The organism is Ignavigranum ruoffiae (genome assembly GCF_023195815.2).
Taxonomy (GTDB): Bacteria; Bacillota; Bacilli; order Lactobacillales; family Aerococcaceae; genus Ignavigranum; species Ignavigranum ruoffiae.
Genome location: NZ_CP096206.2, coordinates 623,609 through 638,776, shown reverse-complemented (window position 1 = coordinate 638,776; position 15,168 = coordinate 623,609). Strand labels below are relative to the sequence as shown.

The window sequence follows — 15,168 nt, the reverse complement described above, 5'->3', positions numbered from 1 at the left end:
TTTTCCTCCTACTTTATGGCGTCCATCAGTTGCTGCATCAGTTCAAAATTCGGCATCGGCATGATTTGAGTTACTTCTTTGGCTAATCCTGGCACACTAAATTCATTCACATCACCCGTTCCAGCGACGATGGTGCGGAAACCATGTTCCTTCCAGGCTAGGTTCTGTACTTCTTCATCGAGCAAGGCTTCAATACCCACTTGAGCTTGGTCATTTAAAGCAATATAGACATGACTGGACCAGACCGTCGGCCTTGGATACAAGATAATGATATCGTCTTTGACTTGTTGATAGGTCTCTGGTTGAAGTTTTGAGAACTCGAGGAGTTGATTCTCATAACCAGCAATCAAAGGATAGGCCCCCACCCCTAAACGCAAGAATTGATTAAACATATCTGACGAAGAGGTTTGCATATACCCTAAGGCCTGGTAAATCTGTTGAATGGTAGGCAAAATATCACTTAAACTTTGCTGATCCATAGCCTGATTATTATTCAAGGCGTTTGCTAATAGGCCTAAAAACATATTCCCTGAATTTGATTTATTAGGGTCCGTGGTAGCGACTAAGATGCGACCATTTAACGCATTTAATCCCACATCTTGCCAAGTCTTCTTCTCCTTGATTAATTGGGCCAAATTAGGCATATCCACATAATAGGTCCCGGCTTCCTGTTGGACGATCCCCTGTTTAATTAAGGCATCTACCACTAATTTACGTGAATAAAGAACAATCGGAGTATTCAGAACAATTTCATCATCCTTGGCGGAGTTCCCCTGATTTTTAAAAAGTTCTAAGGCTAATTGACTGGAGGGAAAAAGATAATCCTGTTGAGAAAAATCGCCTTGGATCATCTCATAGGATCCATTGACATGAAAGTCCAAAGTCAAATTGTATTTCTTCTTGATGAGCTTCTTAAAGTCCTCATTCTTAAAAAGCCCCGACTTCTCTCCTCCCAGATAGCCATTCAAGTTGGCTTCAGGTTGGGACTGGCTCCGGAATAAACTATAAGCGATGGCTGAGATCACTACGGCTAGCAGGATCAGCACACCCCAAAATTTGGACTTCACCGTAAATCTCCTCCTAATTTAATGGTCTTTTCTAATAAATCTGTTTCAATTTCTAAGGCGAAGAGTTTATCTTCGTGGTAGGCTTCTAATTGCTTAGTAAAAATTTGATCAAGTAAGCTGACAGATTCCGATGTTTTCTGTCCTATCTGTTCTAATTTTTGATTTGAAATGTGGGTTAAATGAATTTGATGATAATTATTGATAATTTTAGCTGCTGTCTCGAAATAATATTCCAGAAAATGACGAGATTTGGAAATTTCTCTGGGATGGTCAGCAAGATAAAGCATAATATCATCAGCAATTTGAATTAAATGTTGAACCTGGTCTTTCAGCCTTGAGTTGGCCAAGGCTTGATGATCTTCTTTCATCTTCTGCAGATCCTGTTGGGCTGCCACATATAAATCCTTTATTTCCAAACCATTTTTTAAGTTGTCCAGGTCAATATCACCTATTTTATTCGCTGGCTGACTGATTAAATACACGGCAATAAATATTCCCACAGCTAATAACAAACTAATCAACCAGTACCATTTAAATAGTAAAAACATAAGAAGAAAAGCGAGACTTGATAAGATTCCCGCCCATAAATTCTGTCGTGTCATCTTAATTATATCCTTTCACACTTTGGAAAGCTTCGATTAAATCTTTCCGCCCATCGAAAATCCGTGCTTTCGATAAATTGGCTAAGCTTTGTAATTCATCCTCATAGGCATCGCCAAACATAATTGAGAAAATAGGAATATCCATATTTAAGGCTTGGTATTGCTCCATCAAATGACTATCATCATCATTGGCTCGGCCATCTGAGAGGACAATAATCGCTGGCGAATAATCTTGGATGGTATCTTGATAATCACTTTGGATAATTTCTAAAGCCCGACTCAATGCAGTATACATCGCCGTACTTCCATTTGCCTTAATTCGTTCAGCTTTTTGATAAAGTGAAAGAAGCTCTTCCCCATTGCCTTGACCATGTTCTTCAGCTACGACATCATCATTGAAGGCCACGATATAGGTTTGATCCTTACTTGTCCCTTGCAATAAATTCTCAGCCGCATTTTCTGGAATTAATACTTTGTTCAAAGCTTCAACCATTTGATCACGTCCCTCACCATACATTGAGCCAGAGTAGTCTAGGACATAGATGGTTAAGGCAGGCTTCTTAAATTGAGTCTGATATAAGTTTAAGGCTTCAAGAATCACAGGAGCTTGAGGATAATTAATGGGTGAGAGGACTTGATCTAATTGGATCCCCCATTCGGATTTGAAGATGGAGCGATTTTCTTGGCGTACTTGGCCAAAAGCTGACCGCTTTCCAGTTGCTTCTATCCTTGATTGCACCTCATCCGTTAACAAATAATTTTGTAATTCAAGAAAAGCCTCTTCCTTCTTATCATCGCCCTGATCAATATAAGCTAGTGGCGAATCACTAATCGCTAAACCATCCTTAGGGTAGACCAGATAAAGAGGTTCTTTACCTGCTTCGATTAATTTTTGATTAGTTTGGATCAGGAGAGCTTCATAGTTGACCATGGCATCATAATTGGAATCAATAAATAGATCGACTAGCCAATTTGAACTTCCTGAAGAACGATTGACCCCGGAGAGCAAACGGGTCACTTTGTCCTGTAAATCTGTATTTTGCAAATCTTCGGCCGCTAAACCTTGTTCTTGTTTGCCAGCCAAGGCAGTGAGAAAACCCAAATAAGCTGACGCACCAGAATTCGATTGACTCGCCGAAGTCATGGCAAATTTCAGTTTGCCTGCATCAATTGCCGTCATGATTTCTTGAATACTGACATCATCACGACCGACAAAACCTAATTCTTTGGCAAGACTCTCACGGATCCCAAAAGCAATCGGCGAAACTGAAATCGTGGCAGCGTGTTTTAATTGATGGGCCTGATCGCCTAAATTTAACCAAATGCTAGACGCGGGCCACACCGCATCATAATTGGTTTCCTCGGCTTGTAATAGTCGCATAATATCGAGCGAACCTAAATAATCCATTTCAAGATTGTATTTATATTCTTTAGCGAAATCTTTAAGAATCGGCTCTAACTCCTTATTCTCTGACCCACTGACAATTCTTAAAGTCTGACGGCCATGGCCATCGGCAACAAAGTCTGCACCCTTATCGGTTGAAGTTTCATTATCATTGGTGCAGGCAACAATAAATAATAGACTACACAATAACAGCCATATTCGATGTCGCTTCATAAGATCCTCTCCTTTAATCTTATTATACTGTGCTTTATTCCTCTATTGTGTAAAAAATATGTAAAGAGAAACAGATTATCTCATTAAATTATCATATATTTCTTTTTTATCCTTCATCTTATAAGAAAATATGATAAAATAGTTAACAAATCTTTGAAAGTCTATAGAAAAGTCGAGTGATGGATATGAATATTAAGAAGAAAGACATTATCATCTGTGGTTTTGCCCTATTCGCTATCTTCTTTGGTGCGGGTAATTTAATATTTCCCCCTTATCTGGGTGTGATTGCCGGAGATCGTTGGCAGACAGCCACTTTAGCCTTTATTTTATCGGATCCCTTATTACCGATTTTAGGGGTAATCGTGACCGCTTTTATCGGCGGACGGTCACAAGATTTGGGCAAGAGGGTTAGTCCCGGCTTTGCCAAAATCATCGGTGGCATCGCTATTTTGTTAATTGGTCCCTTCTTTTCAGTGCCAAGAACTGGAGCGACCACTCATGAAATATTCGTTCAATCTTTTTTCCCTCAAGCTCCTCAAGTGATAACTTCACTCATTTTCTTTGGTTTAACCTTATACTTAGCCTTAAATTCAAGTAAAGTGATTGATTTTATCGGCAAGTATTTAACACCTTCTTTAATTATCATTCTTATCGCCGTCTTTATCGCTGCGCTAGTCAATCCCCCAGCAAAAATGGTACAGACGTCCACAGAGAATTTATTTGCTTTAAGTTTTCGGGAAGGCTATCAGACCATGGATGCTTTAGGAGCCTCATTGATGACTGGGATTGTCATCAATGATTTGAAACGGCGAGGTTACCAGGAAAGACAGCAACAACTTAAAGCCAGTATTTGGATTGGAGTCGTTGCTTTTATCCTACTCGCCCTCGTCTATGCTAGTTTAACTTACGCTGGATCAACGGTTTCGGCTTTTTATCATGCCGATACACCGCGAACCACGATTCTGATTCAAATGATTGAACAACTCTTAGGTAGTTGGGGTAAACTCGCCATGGGCTTGGTCGTTGCCCTTGCTTGTTTAACCACATCAACGGGCTTAACCTCAACCTGTGGCCAGTTCTTCGAAGAAGTTAGTCAGGATAAATTTAGCTATCGCCAGATTGTCATCTTGACAGTTGCCATTGAATTTATCATCTCGCTACTGGGTGTCGATGCTTTGATTAACATTGCCGTGCCGATTTTATCAGCCATCTATCCTGTAGTAATTGTTCTGATTTTCTTATCCATTTTTGATCGTTACATCATTTATGATTGGACTTATCTAGGCGCAGTCTCAGGAGCCTTCGTCATCGGGGTGATCCAAGCGATTTATATGTTTGGCCAGATGCAAGGCCTGCCATTATTGGAAAGCTTGGCTAAATGGACTTATCAATTACCCTTGAATCAATACGGGTTCGAATGGGTCTTACCTAGTGTAGTCACGGGTCTATTGTTTACTGCTTGGCAAATCTTTCTACAACAACGACCGCTTAAATCCTGATAACCAACTTATACATCCATACGACGCACATAATCAATCAAAGGCTGAATCGAAGAACGATCGAGATAAGAAGTTGATTGCCCATAAGCTTCTAAGATTACTCGCTCTTCCGGCTTCAACTCTTCAAATTCCATCTTGTCTAGATGGAATTTTTTCATGGCCCAAAGTAATAGCTTGTGATACCAAGACAAATTGGCAAAATTTAAAGCTCCTCTGAAATGAAAGAATTTAGCACGTTCAATAACATGTTGAGGGAAATTTCTTTGTAAATAGGGCTCAAAATCTATTTCATCCGGATTTACCATCCCTACGGTAAAAATAATTAATTTAGCAGCGGGATTTAAGTCGTAGAACTGATGATGGTCAATTCTCCCTGCATAGATTGGCGCCCCAAAGATCATCAAGTCATAATCAGACACATTCACCGCCTGTACCTGATCGGCTTTAACTAAAATACAATCTAAAGCTTCACTAATCCATTCCGCATATTGTCGGCAAGGGTTCTGTTGCGAAGTTTGAAAATCAAACGCGCCCTCTCTGAACTCCAAATATCTTAGGCTGTTATTCCCATTAATACCTTGATTTCAGTAGACACCGAAAAGCCGAAGAGCGTTCCATTTCTTCGGTTCTTTTTATATATTCCTCGAATGGTCTCCATGCCCTTAATCGTGGAAGAGGCTGTACGGAGACTTTGATAAAATTTATTTCGTCGTTTAATAGGTCGATGGTCTTGTTCTATTAAATTGTTAAGATACTTCACAGTTCGGTGCTCTGTCTTAGTATATAAACCCACACTCTGTAACTTTCTAAAGGCGGAGCCAAGAGAAGGTGCTTTATCGGTCACAATTGCTTTCGGCTCACCAAACTGTTTATGGAGTCGTTTTAAGAAAGCATAGGCTGCTTGCGTATCCCGTTTCTTTCGTAACCAGATATCTAAGGTTAAGCCGTCCGCATCAATTGCACGATAAAGATAATGCCAACGTCCCTTAATTTTGATATAGGTTTCGTCCATTTTCCATGAATAGAAGGATTGTCTATTTTTCTTCTTCCAAAGATAATAGAGGACTTTGCTGTACTCTTGCACCCAACGATAAATCGTAGTATGACAAACATTTATTCCACGATCATATAACAATTCCTGAACTTCACGATAGCTTAGATTGTAACGCAGGTAGTAACCAACAGCGACAATAATGACGTCTTTTTTGAATTGTTTGCCTTTAAAATGATTCATTACTCTGTCCTCTCTGTCTTTTTTCTCAATTTTACACTAAAATAGATTTTTTGGAAAACTTTGCAACAGAACCTTTTCGGTTGATTCTGATTCGAGTGATTATGGTCTTTATCTGATTTTGACATTTAAAAACCTCCTAAGTTTGTATGCTACATACTAATTGGTTTTATTTTTCTAATTCATTAACATGAGTTAAGACTTGTTCGAGAATACTAAAAACATGAAGGTCATCTAAACTGTAAAGCATACTTTTTCCTTCTCTTCTTGATTTCACTAAGCGTGCGTCTTTCAACGTTTTTAATTGATGAGAAATAGCGGACTGTTCCATGTCCAGAGAAATAGCGATATTTCCAACACTACACTCTTTTTTCTGTAAAAGAAAGAGAACCGACAATCGTGTAGGATCACTAATCACCTTAAATAGTTTGCTTATTGACAGAATAGATCCTTTATCGATTGGAGAAGTTGTTTTTATATCCATAGTGTTTTTATTCCTTTCATATGACCTTTCGTTCATATCTATATTACCATATGAGCGAAACAATGCTAATCTTTTGTTTATAAAAGAGAAGTGGCGTTCTCTTTATCTTGACAAAATGTATATAGCGATATAAAATGAGTATACAAACATATGATTAATTAGTCATATGTAAAGTGGATTCATTACGATTTACTTTCGGAATAAACGAAAGGAGTCAGAAATAGCAGAAATTTATGTGATTCAAGAAGTAAATGATGGAAAACAAAGGAATTATAAATTATATAGGGAGGCAATAGAAGTGGAAACTATCCAAGAACAACAGTCTCAAGAAAAGCATAATCATAATCACAACCACGATCACGACCATGATCATGGGAAAATGCCAGTCGTTTTGTACTTTGTTGGTTTAGCATTAGCAGTGATTGCTCTATTTTTGAATGAAGATTATCAGTTGGTACAAAATGTTTTGTTCTCAATCGCTACAATCAGTGCCGGGTATCACGTTATTCTTCTTGAAGGCCTTGGAGAAACAATTGAGAATTCAAAAGCACAAAAAAAGTTCATACCTAATTCTCATATTTTAATGGGATTAGCGGCAATTGGAGCTTCTTTGATGGGGAATTTTTGGGAAGGAACATTATTGATTCTTATTTTTTCTGGCGCACATTTTTTGGAAGATTATGCAGAAGGAAGAAGCAAACGAGAAATAACGAAATTACTCGAAATGAATCCAACGACTGCCCGGTTAATCCTGCCTGATGGTAGTACAAAAAATGTGGATGTCAGTGAATTAAAAGTGGGAGATCAACTTCAAGTGTTGAATGGCGATCAAGTACCTATTGATGGCGTCATTTTGTCTGGATCTACATCCATTGATGAGTCGTCTATTAATGGAGAAAGTATCCCGAAAGAGAAATCCAAAGGAGATGGCGTCTTCGGGAGTACAATCAATGGAACAGGTACCTTCACGATGAAAGTCACCAAAGAAAACAAAGATACAGTATTTTCAAAAATTTTACAATTAGTGAATCAGAACCAAGATAACCAAACAAAAGCTGCGAGTATTATCCAAAAATTTGAACCGAAATATGTCACAGTTGTTTTAATTGCCATTCCTCTATTCATGTTATTGGCTCCTTTTCTACTTGATTGGACATGGTCACAAAGTGTCTATAGAGGATTGGTCCTTTTAGTTGCAGCTTCACCGTGTGCTTTAGCAGCAGCTACTGTCTCGGCAACGCTATCGACGACTTCTAATTTAGCCAAAAAAGGAGTCCTTTCAAAAGGTAGTTCTTACCTGTCTCAATTAGCCGATATTAAAGCAATTGCATTTGATAAGACGGGCACCTTGACCAAAGGAAAACCTGAAGTAACCAATTATTATTTTGCTGATTCCGTGAACGAAGAAAACATGATTGATATCGTAGTAGCTCTTGAAAAAGAATCCAATCACCCCTTAGCAGATGCTATTCTAAGAAAGTTTGAGCAAAAAAACAAACTAACTATTGAAGTAGAAAACCAAATTGGTAAAGGATTGACGGGAGATTACAAAGGGAGAAATTATCGTATAGGAAAACCGACTTCGTTTGATGATGTTTCAGATGAATATAGTCGTTTAAATAATGAATGGGCGTCAGAAGGTAAGACAGTCGTATACGTAGCAGTAGATGAAGAGGTTATAGGCCTTATTGCCCTTATGGACGTTCCGAGTGAATATGCTAAAGAAACCATTGAATATTTTAGGAAACAAGGTATACACACCACATTAATTACTGGTGACTCAGAAATGACGGGAAAAGCGGTTGCTAAACAATTAGGAATAGATGAAGTGATTGCGAATGTCATGCCGGAAGACAAATCCAGAATTATAGACGAACAAAAAGAAAAATACGGCGTGACCGCCATGGTTGGAGACGGTGTAAATGATGCTCCTGCTCTTGTTAATGCAGATGTGGGAATCGCTATGGGAGATGGGACTGATGTGGCAGTAGAGGTATCTGATTTAGTTTTAATGCAAAACAATTTATCTAAATTGGTACAATCTCATAATATTTCTTCGAAAATGAACCGTGTTATTTGGCAGAATATTATTTTTTCAATGGCCGTTGTTGCTTTTTTAATTGTCGTTAGTTTCTTAGGCTTAACGGATATTGCAATCAGTGTCATTATTCATGAAGGAAGTACTTTGGTTGTTATTTTGAATGGACTTCGATTGCTAAAGGCAGTCTAAAGAATGATTGCACAACTTCAAATTAATCGAGTAATAGAGATAATTAAGGATTACACTACATTTTTTATCTCTATTACTTGTTTATATTTATCTAGATGTTCAAAGTCAAAATGATATATCAACCATACTCTTGTGGCGCGGGTTGAATATAAGATACATGAAATTGTATAAAATCGTGTATCGAGAATCCTATATCTATAGGGTTCTTTTTTTATACCGGTGTCCAATACACGATTTCGTGGTATAATGAATGAAATCATGTATCCTTTTTGTGAGAGGAGAGACCATTTCAATAAGTTATAATGTACAACCATTACGAACGCAGCAAGAAATCAACGACTTTTTATTCTGTTTGAGACGCAACAAAAACGCCGAACGCGACGTTTTCTTGTTTTTGATCGGCATTAATAGCGGTTCTGTTGCGAAGTTTGAAAATCAAACGCGCCCTCTCTGAACTCCAAATATCTTAGGCTGTTATTCCCATTAATACCTTGATTTCAGTAGACACCGAAAAGCCGAAGAGCGTTCCATTTCTTCGGTTCTTTTTATATATTCCTCGAATGGTCTCCATGCCCTTAATCGTGGAAGAGGCTGTACGGAGACTTTGATAAAATTTATTTCGTCGTTTAATAGGTCGATGGTCTTGTTCTATTAAATTGTTAAGATACTTCACAGTTCGGTGCTCTGTCTTAGTATATAAACCCACACTCTGTAACTTTCTAAAGGCGGAGCCAAGAGAAGGTGCTTTATCGGTCACAATTGCTTTCGGCTCACCAAACTGTTTATGGAGTCGTTTTAAGAAAGCATAGGCTGCTTGCGTATCCCGTTTCTTTCGTAACCAGATATCTAAGGTTAAGCCGTCCGCATCAATTGCACGATAAAGATAATGCCAACGTCCCTTAATTTTGATATAGGTTTCGTCCATTTTCCATGAATAGAAGGATTGTCTATTTTTCTTCTTCCAAAGATAATAGAGGACTTTGCTGTACTCTTGCACCCAACGATAAATCGTAGTATGACAAACATTTATTCCACGATCATATAACAATTCCTGAACTTCACGATAGCTTAGATTGTAACGCAGGTAGTAACCAACAGCGACAATAATGACGTCTTTTTTGAATTGTTTGCCTTTAAAATGATTCATTACTCTGTCCTCTCTGTCTTTTTTCTCAATTTTACACTAAAATAGATTTTTTGGAAAACTTTGCAACAGAACCGAAATTGAAATCACTTATTTAGAGAATGTCAATTTACAATCTCGTACTGAAATTTTTAATACACTCAAATTAGAATTTCCTAAATCAACAAATATTGTACCCTTGTACAAGTATCTGCTTAACTTAGCCTATAATAATCGCTTAGCCATCAATAAATTAAAATAAAAGTTCTTATAAATCTAGGAAAAACATCAAAGTGAATGTTTCTTTAATATATAATACGATAATATAAATACGCCTTTCTACGATTTATAGAAAGGCGTATTTATATGCGTTTTACGCAACAGACTCATATTCTTAAGCTATTGAGTTTATTTCTTCAAGTTATAGAATGATTTGATGCCTTGGTATTTGGCTAATTCGCCCAACTCATCTTCAATGCGTAGTAATTGGTTATATTTCGCAATTCGGTCAGTCCGAGATAGGGAACCAGTCTTGATTTGGCCAGCGTTAGTAGCTACGGCAATATCAGCAATGGTTGAATCTTCAGTTTCACCTGAACGGTGAGAGACAACTGCAGTATAACCTGCGCGTTTGGCCATTTCAATGGCATCAAAGGTTTCAGTTAGGGTACCAATTTGGTTCACTTTAATCAAGATAGAGTTAGAAATACCTTTCTCAATGGCTTGAGATAATTTCTCAGTATTCGTTACCAATAAATCGTCACCAACCAATTGAACTTTATCGCCTAAGCGATCGGTTAATAATTTCCAACCTTCCCAGTCATTTTCATCCATACCATCTTCAATGGTAATGATTGGGTATTTATCGACAAGTTCTTCAAGATAGGCCACTTGTTCTTCTGCATTCCGTTTAGCGCCTGCTTCACCTTCGAATTTGGTGTAATCATAAACGCCATCTTCATAGAACTCGGAAGCTGCACAGTCGAAACCTAAGAAGACATCTTTTCCTGGTTCTAAGCCAACTTTCTTAATCGCTTCAAGAATGGTCTCAACGCCGTCTTCAGTACCTTCGAAGCGAGGAGCGAACCCACCTTCATCACCAACAGATGTTTCTAAGCCACGATCTTTAAGAATGCCTTTTAAGGCGTGGAAGATTTCGGCTCCCCAACGTAAGGCTTCTTTAAAGCTTGGTGCTCCCACTGGCAGAATCATAAACTCTTGGAAAGCAATCGGCGCATCAGAGTGAGAGCCACCGTTAACAATGTTCATCATTGGGGTTGGCAAGACTTTGCTATTGAACCCACCTAAGTAATTGTATAAAGGAAGACCAGAGAAATCAGCCGCCGCCCGAGCTACTGCAATAGATACACCAAGAATTGCGTTGGCACCTAATTTACCTTTGTTCGGGGTGCCATCTAAATCAATCATAATTTGGTCGATGGCTTGTTGTTGGCGAACATCATAACCAATTAAAGCTTCAGCAATAACCGTATTTACATTCTCTACCGCTTGACTAACTCCTTTACCTGAATAACGACTTTGATCGCCATCACGTAATTCAACGGCTTCATGTTCTCCAGTTGAAGCTCCTGAAGGGACGATTCCCCGACCAAAAGCACCTCTATCAGTCTGAACTTCTACTTCCACAGTTGGGTTACCACGAGAATCTAGAACCTCACGAGCATAAACATCAATAATATATGGCATTCTTGTCTCTCCTTTATTTTAAGTCTCTGGGACTATTGTATTGTTTTTGTTATCGAAATTCAAAATTTATCCTTTAAATAGGTTCAATTAAGGATTGTCCGGTCATTTCACTCGGTTGGGCTAAGCCCATTAAAGCTAACATAGTTGGAGCTAAATCCGCTAGAATTCCGCCATCACGCACTTTAATACCTTGCTTAGTGATAATAATCGGTACAGGATTAGTCGTATGGGCCGTCATCGGATGGCCTTGTAAATCAATGACTTCATCCGCATTACCATGATCGGCAGTAATAATTGCGGCTCCGCCTTTAGCTAAGATTAAATCGACAATCTCTCCAAGACACTCATCCACTGCTTCAATCGCCTTGACTGTCGGTTCTAACATTCCTGAATGACCGACCATATCTGGATTGGCAAAGTTGAGAATGATTCCATCAATCACATCTTCATTAATTTTGGCCACTAAGGCATCTTTGACCTCATAGGCTGACATTTCTGGCTTGAGATCATAGGTAGCTACTTTAGGTGAATTAATTAAAATGCGCTCTTCTCCAGTAAAGGTTTCATGACGTCCTCCAGACATAAAGAAAGTGACATGGGGATATTTCTCAGTCTCAGCAATCCGTAGCTGTGTCTTACCAGCCTTAGAAATAACCTCTCCAATCGTATTCTTTAAATCAAGTTTCTTAAAGGCGACTCGTCCCTTCACACTCTCACTGTATTCAGTGAAGGTAATAAAGTTAAGTTGACGTGGATAAACCCCGCGGTCGAATCCTTGAAATTCTGGATTGGATAAGGCGGTCGACAATTGAATGGCACGGTCTGGTCTGAAGTTAAAGAAGATCACTGAATCACCTTCTTGAATCTTGGCTCGGTCTTCATCAGTATCTATCACGAATGGAACGACAAACTCATCAAATACTTCCTGTTGATAGGAAGCTTGAATGCCTTCCTCAGCACTGGCATAGACGGGGCCAACCCCATGGACGATTGCATTATAGGCCAGTTGCACCCGGTCCCAACGCTTATCACGGTCCATAGCGTAATAGCGACCAGAAACGGTGGCGATTTGACCGACACCCATCTTACTTAATTCGCCTTCCAAATCTTTGATGAAGCCTAGTCCGGTAGAGGGTCCGACATCTCGTCCATCCAGGAAGGCATGGATATAAACTTGGTCTAAACCTTGCATTTTGGCTAATTTTACCAAAGCTAACAAGTGATTTTGGTGTGAGTGGACACCCCCATCAGAGACTAAACCCATAATATGAAGCGACTTTCCTTGACGTTTAGCTGAATCGATGGCGTCAAGAAATTCAGGAATGTTAAAGAAGCCGCCCTCTTCAATCGATTTATTAATCCGGGTTAATGATTGATAGACTATTCTACCGGCACCAATATTCATATGGCCGACTTCTGAATTCCCCATTTGTCCCTCAGGCAAGCCAACATTTAGACCATCTGCTCGCAATTGATTATGAGGGAACTGTGCCCAATAACGGTCGAAATTTGGTTTATGGGCAGCCTTCACCGCATTCCCTTTCACTTCGTCACGGCAGCCAAATCCATCAAGGATAATTAAAGCGACTGGTGCTTTAGCCATTATTGAATCGCCCCCAATAATGCTAAGAAGGAATCTACCTCTAAACTAGCTCCCCCGACAAGGGCGCCATCAATATGTTCTTGAACCATATAATCGGCGATATTATTAGGTTTCACTGAACCCCCATACTGAATCCGGACTTCCTCTGCCACAGCAGGGTTGGTCATTTCAGCAATGACTTGACGAATATGGCCACAAGTTTCATTGGCTAATTCAGCCGAAGAAGACTTCCCTGTGCCAATCGCCCAAATAGGTTCATAGGCAATCACCAATGATTGGATTTGATCATGGGTCAAACCAGCTAAGGCTGCTTTGATTTGCCCTTCAATGAATTGCTTCGTTTCACCGGCTTCACGTTGTTCTAGACTTTCGCCACAACAGATAATTGGCAACATCTTGTGTTTGAATATCGCATGGGCTTTTTGATTAATGTCTTGATCTGTCTCATGGAAATAATCTCTGCGTTCAGAATGACCAATAATCACATATTGAATACCTAAATCAGCTAAGGCCTTAGGTGAAGTTTCTCCAGTAAAAGCCCCTTCATCTTCAAAATAACAATTCTGAGCAGCTAATTTCAAGCTGCTATCCCCCACTGCACTGACCATCCGATCCAATAGTAGACTTGGCGCTGCAATTACCGCTTCTACTTTCTTTTCATCTGGTAAGTCTTTGCGAACTTGTTCCACAAAGGCTTGAGCTTCTTCAACATTCTTATTCATCTTCCAATTTCCAGCAATGATTGGTTTGCGTGTCATTGAATTCATCCTTTCATCTTAGCAAAGAAAACTTATTTATCGTTAATTGATTCTACTCCAGGTAAAGCTTGACCTTCTAAATATTGCAACGAAGCTCCCCCACCTGTTGAAATGTGACTGAATTTATCTTCATAGCCTAATTGAGTCACAGCAGCGGCTGAGTCGCCACCTCCGACAATGGTAATGGCTTTATCTTGTAACTGAGCAAGTGCTTCAGCAATACCGTTGGTACCTTTAGCAAAATTCTCCATTTCGAAGACGCCCATAGGTCCATTCCAAACAACCGTCTTGGCATCTGCTAATATGTCGGCAAATAATTTAACCGTCTCTGGGCCAATATCTAATCCTTCCCAATCGGCTGGGATTTCTGAAGATTTGACCAGTTGGGTCTTCGCGTCATTAGCAAATTGATCAGCTACGACTGTATCAATTGGCAAGACTAACTTATCGCCTGCCTTGGCCATAACATCACGGGCTAAATCTAAACGATCATCTTCAACGATCGATTTACCAATTTCATAGCCTTTAGCCTTAAAGAAGGTATAAGCCATGCCCCCACCAATCAGAACTTTGTCTGCTTTATCTAATAGTTTTTCAATAACTTTAATCTTATCTGAGACTTTGGCTCCGCCTAGAATAGCCACAAATGGTCGCTCAGGTTGGTCAACGGCATCGCCAAGGAATTTGACTTCTTTCTCTACTAAGAAACCTAGACCTGACTCAAGATATGAAGCGATACCGACATTAGATGCATGAGACCGGTGAGTTGTACCGAAAGCATCATTGACAAAGACATCGCCGAGTGAGGCCCAATATTTTCCTAATTCAGCATCGTTGCCTGATTCTTTCTTCCCATCTAAGTCTTCATAACGCGTATTTTGTACCAGTAAGATTTGTCCAGCTTTTAAATCCTTGACTTTTGCTTCCAAAACTGGACCATGAGTATCTGGGGAGAAAATCACTTCTTGGTCTAAGAGTTGACTCAAGTGTTCAGCAACGGGTTTTAAATCATTGGTTGCCTTATCTTCTTCCTTCTTAACTTTACCCATGTGGGAAAAAAGAACAATCTTGGCTTGATGTTCAATTAAGTACTCGAGCGTTGGTAGAGAAGCTTGAATGCGTTTATCATCGGTAATCTTGCCATCTTGCATCGGAACATTGTAATCTACCCGAACTAGGACTGTTTTTCCATCTACATTTAAATCTCGAATCGTTTTCTTAGCCATATCTTTTGCTCCTTTATTAG

At 39.3% G+C, this 15,168-nt stretch carries 13 protein-coding genes and 1 pseudogene; 3 read left to right on the top strand and 11 right to left on the bottom strand.

All coding sequences use genetic code 11. The annotated features are described in order from the left end of the window. Nucleotides 1–8: 8 nt before the first annotated feature. Genes M0R79_RS03060 through M0R79_RS03050 form a run of 3 tightly spaced genes read right to left on the bottom strand, consistent with a single transcriptional unit; the run spans nt 9 to nt 3,287 of the window. On the bottom strand, nt 9–1,067 hold the full coding sequence (locus tag M0R79_RS03060; protein ID WP_248416489.1) for a type 2 periplasmic-binding domain-containing protein: 1,059 nt from the start codon (nt 1,065–1,067) through the stop codon (nt 9–11). Beyond that, the gene (locus M0R79_RS03055; protein ID WP_248416490.1) at nt 1,064–1,669 is read right to left on the bottom strand and encodes a 5-bromo-4-chloroindolyl phosphate hydrolysis family protein; all 606 of its coding nucleotides are present in this window, start codon (nt 1,667–1,669) and stop codon (nt 1,064–1,066) included. The genes M0R79_RS03060 and M0R79_RS03055 overlap by 4 nt, the downstream gene beginning before the upstream one ends. Before the next feature lies 1 nt (nt 1,670). After that, entirely contained in the window at nt 1,671–3,287 is a 1,617-nt protein-coding gene (locus M0R79_RS03050; protein ID WP_248416491.1) for a VWA domain-containing protein, read from the bottom strand. Nucleotides 3,288–3,466: 179 nt separating this feature from the next. On the opposite strand from M0R79_RS03050, the gene brnQ reads away from it, so the two are divergent. Continuing rightward, complete coding sequence (brnQ, locus tag M0R79_RS03045) at nt 3,467–4,786, top strand: branched-chain amino acid transport system II carrier protein (RefSeq protein ID WP_310795416.1); 1,320 nt, start codon at nt 3,467–3,469, stop codon at nt 4,784–4,786. A gap of 8 nt (nt 4,787–4,794) precedes the next feature. On the opposite strand, the gene M0R79_RS03040 is transcribed toward brnQ, so the two are convergent. The 3 genes from M0R79_RS03040 to M0R79_RS03030 form a co-directional block, all read right to left on the bottom strand. Next, nucleotides 4,795–5,334 (bottom strand): flavodoxin domain-containing protein, encoded by a 540-nt coding sequence (locus M0R79_RS03040; protein ID WP_248416492.1) that lies wholly within the window; start codon nt 5,332–5,334, stop codon nt 4,795–4,797. Between the two features lie 5 nt (nt 5,335–5,339). Continuing rightward, nucleotides 5,340–6,020, bottom strand: coding sequence for an IS6-like element ISS1N family transposase (locus M0R79_RS03035; RefSeq protein WP_002319817.1), 681 nt, complete (start codon nt 6,018–6,020; stop codon nt 5,340–5,342). 166 nt (nt 6,021–6,186) lie between these two features. Next, nucleotides 6,187–6,501, bottom strand: a complete 315-nt coding sequence (locus M0R79_RS03030; RefSeq protein WP_002320191.1) for an ArsR/SmtB family transcription factor — start codon at nt 6,499–6,501, stop codon at nt 6,187–6,189. A 298-nt stretch (nt 6,502–6,799) separates the two neighbouring features. Here M0R79_RS03030 and M0R79_RS03025 point away from each other — a divergent pair, with 298 nt between their 5' ends. Then, nucleotides 6,800–8,731, top strand: coding sequence for a heavy metal translocating P-type ATPase (locus tag M0R79_RS03025; protein WP_002320192.1), 1,932 nt, complete (start codon nt 6,800–6,802; stop codon nt 8,729–8,731). 292 nt (nt 8,732–9,023) lie between these two features. Further along, a pseudogene (locus M0R79_RS03020) lies at nt 9,024–9,146 on the top strand (tyrosine-type recombinase/integrase); the annotation flags it as partial. 51 nt (nt 9,147–9,197) lie between these two features. On the opposite strand, the gene M0R79_RS03015 reads toward M0R79_RS03020, so the two are convergent. From M0R79_RS03015 to M0R79_RS02995, 5 genes are all read right to left on the bottom strand, one after another. Continuing rightward, nucleotides 9,198–9,878, bottom strand: a complete 681-nt coding sequence (locus M0R79_RS03015; protein ID WP_002319817.1) for an IS6-like element ISS1N family transposase — start codon at nt 9,876–9,878, stop codon at nt 9,198–9,200. Between the two features lie 384 nt (nt 9,879–10,262). Next, nucleotides 10,263–11,561, bottom strand: coding sequence for a phosphopyruvate hydratase (gene eno / locus M0R79_RS03010; protein ID WP_248416493.1), 1,299 nt, complete (start codon nt 11,559–11,561; stop codon nt 10,263–10,265). Between the two features lie 73 nt (nt 11,562–11,634). Continuing rightward, nucleotides 11,635–13,164: a 2,3-bisphosphoglycerate-independent phosphoglycerate mutase gene (gene gpmI / locus M0R79_RS03005; protein ID WP_248416494.1), complete on the bottom strand. Its 1,530-nt coding sequence runs from the start codon at nt 13,162–13,164 to the stop codon at nt 11,635–11,637. Continuing rightward, the gene (gene tpiA, locus M0R79_RS03000; protein ID WP_092572536.1) at nt 13,164–13,922 is read right to left on the bottom strand and encodes a triose-phosphate isomerase; all 759 of its coding nucleotides are present in this window, start codon (nt 13,920–13,922) and stop codon (nt 13,164–13,166) included. Before tpiA ends, gpmI begins: the two co-directional genes overlap by 1 nt. A 32-nt stretch (nt 13,923–13,954) precedes the next feature. Then, nucleotides 13,955–15,148: a phosphoglycerate kinase gene (locus tag M0R79_RS02995; protein WP_248416495.1), complete on the bottom strand. Its 1,194-nt coding sequence runs from the start codon at nt 15,146–15,148 to the stop codon at nt 13,955–13,957. Nucleotides 15,149–15,168 lie beyond the last annotated feature (20 nt).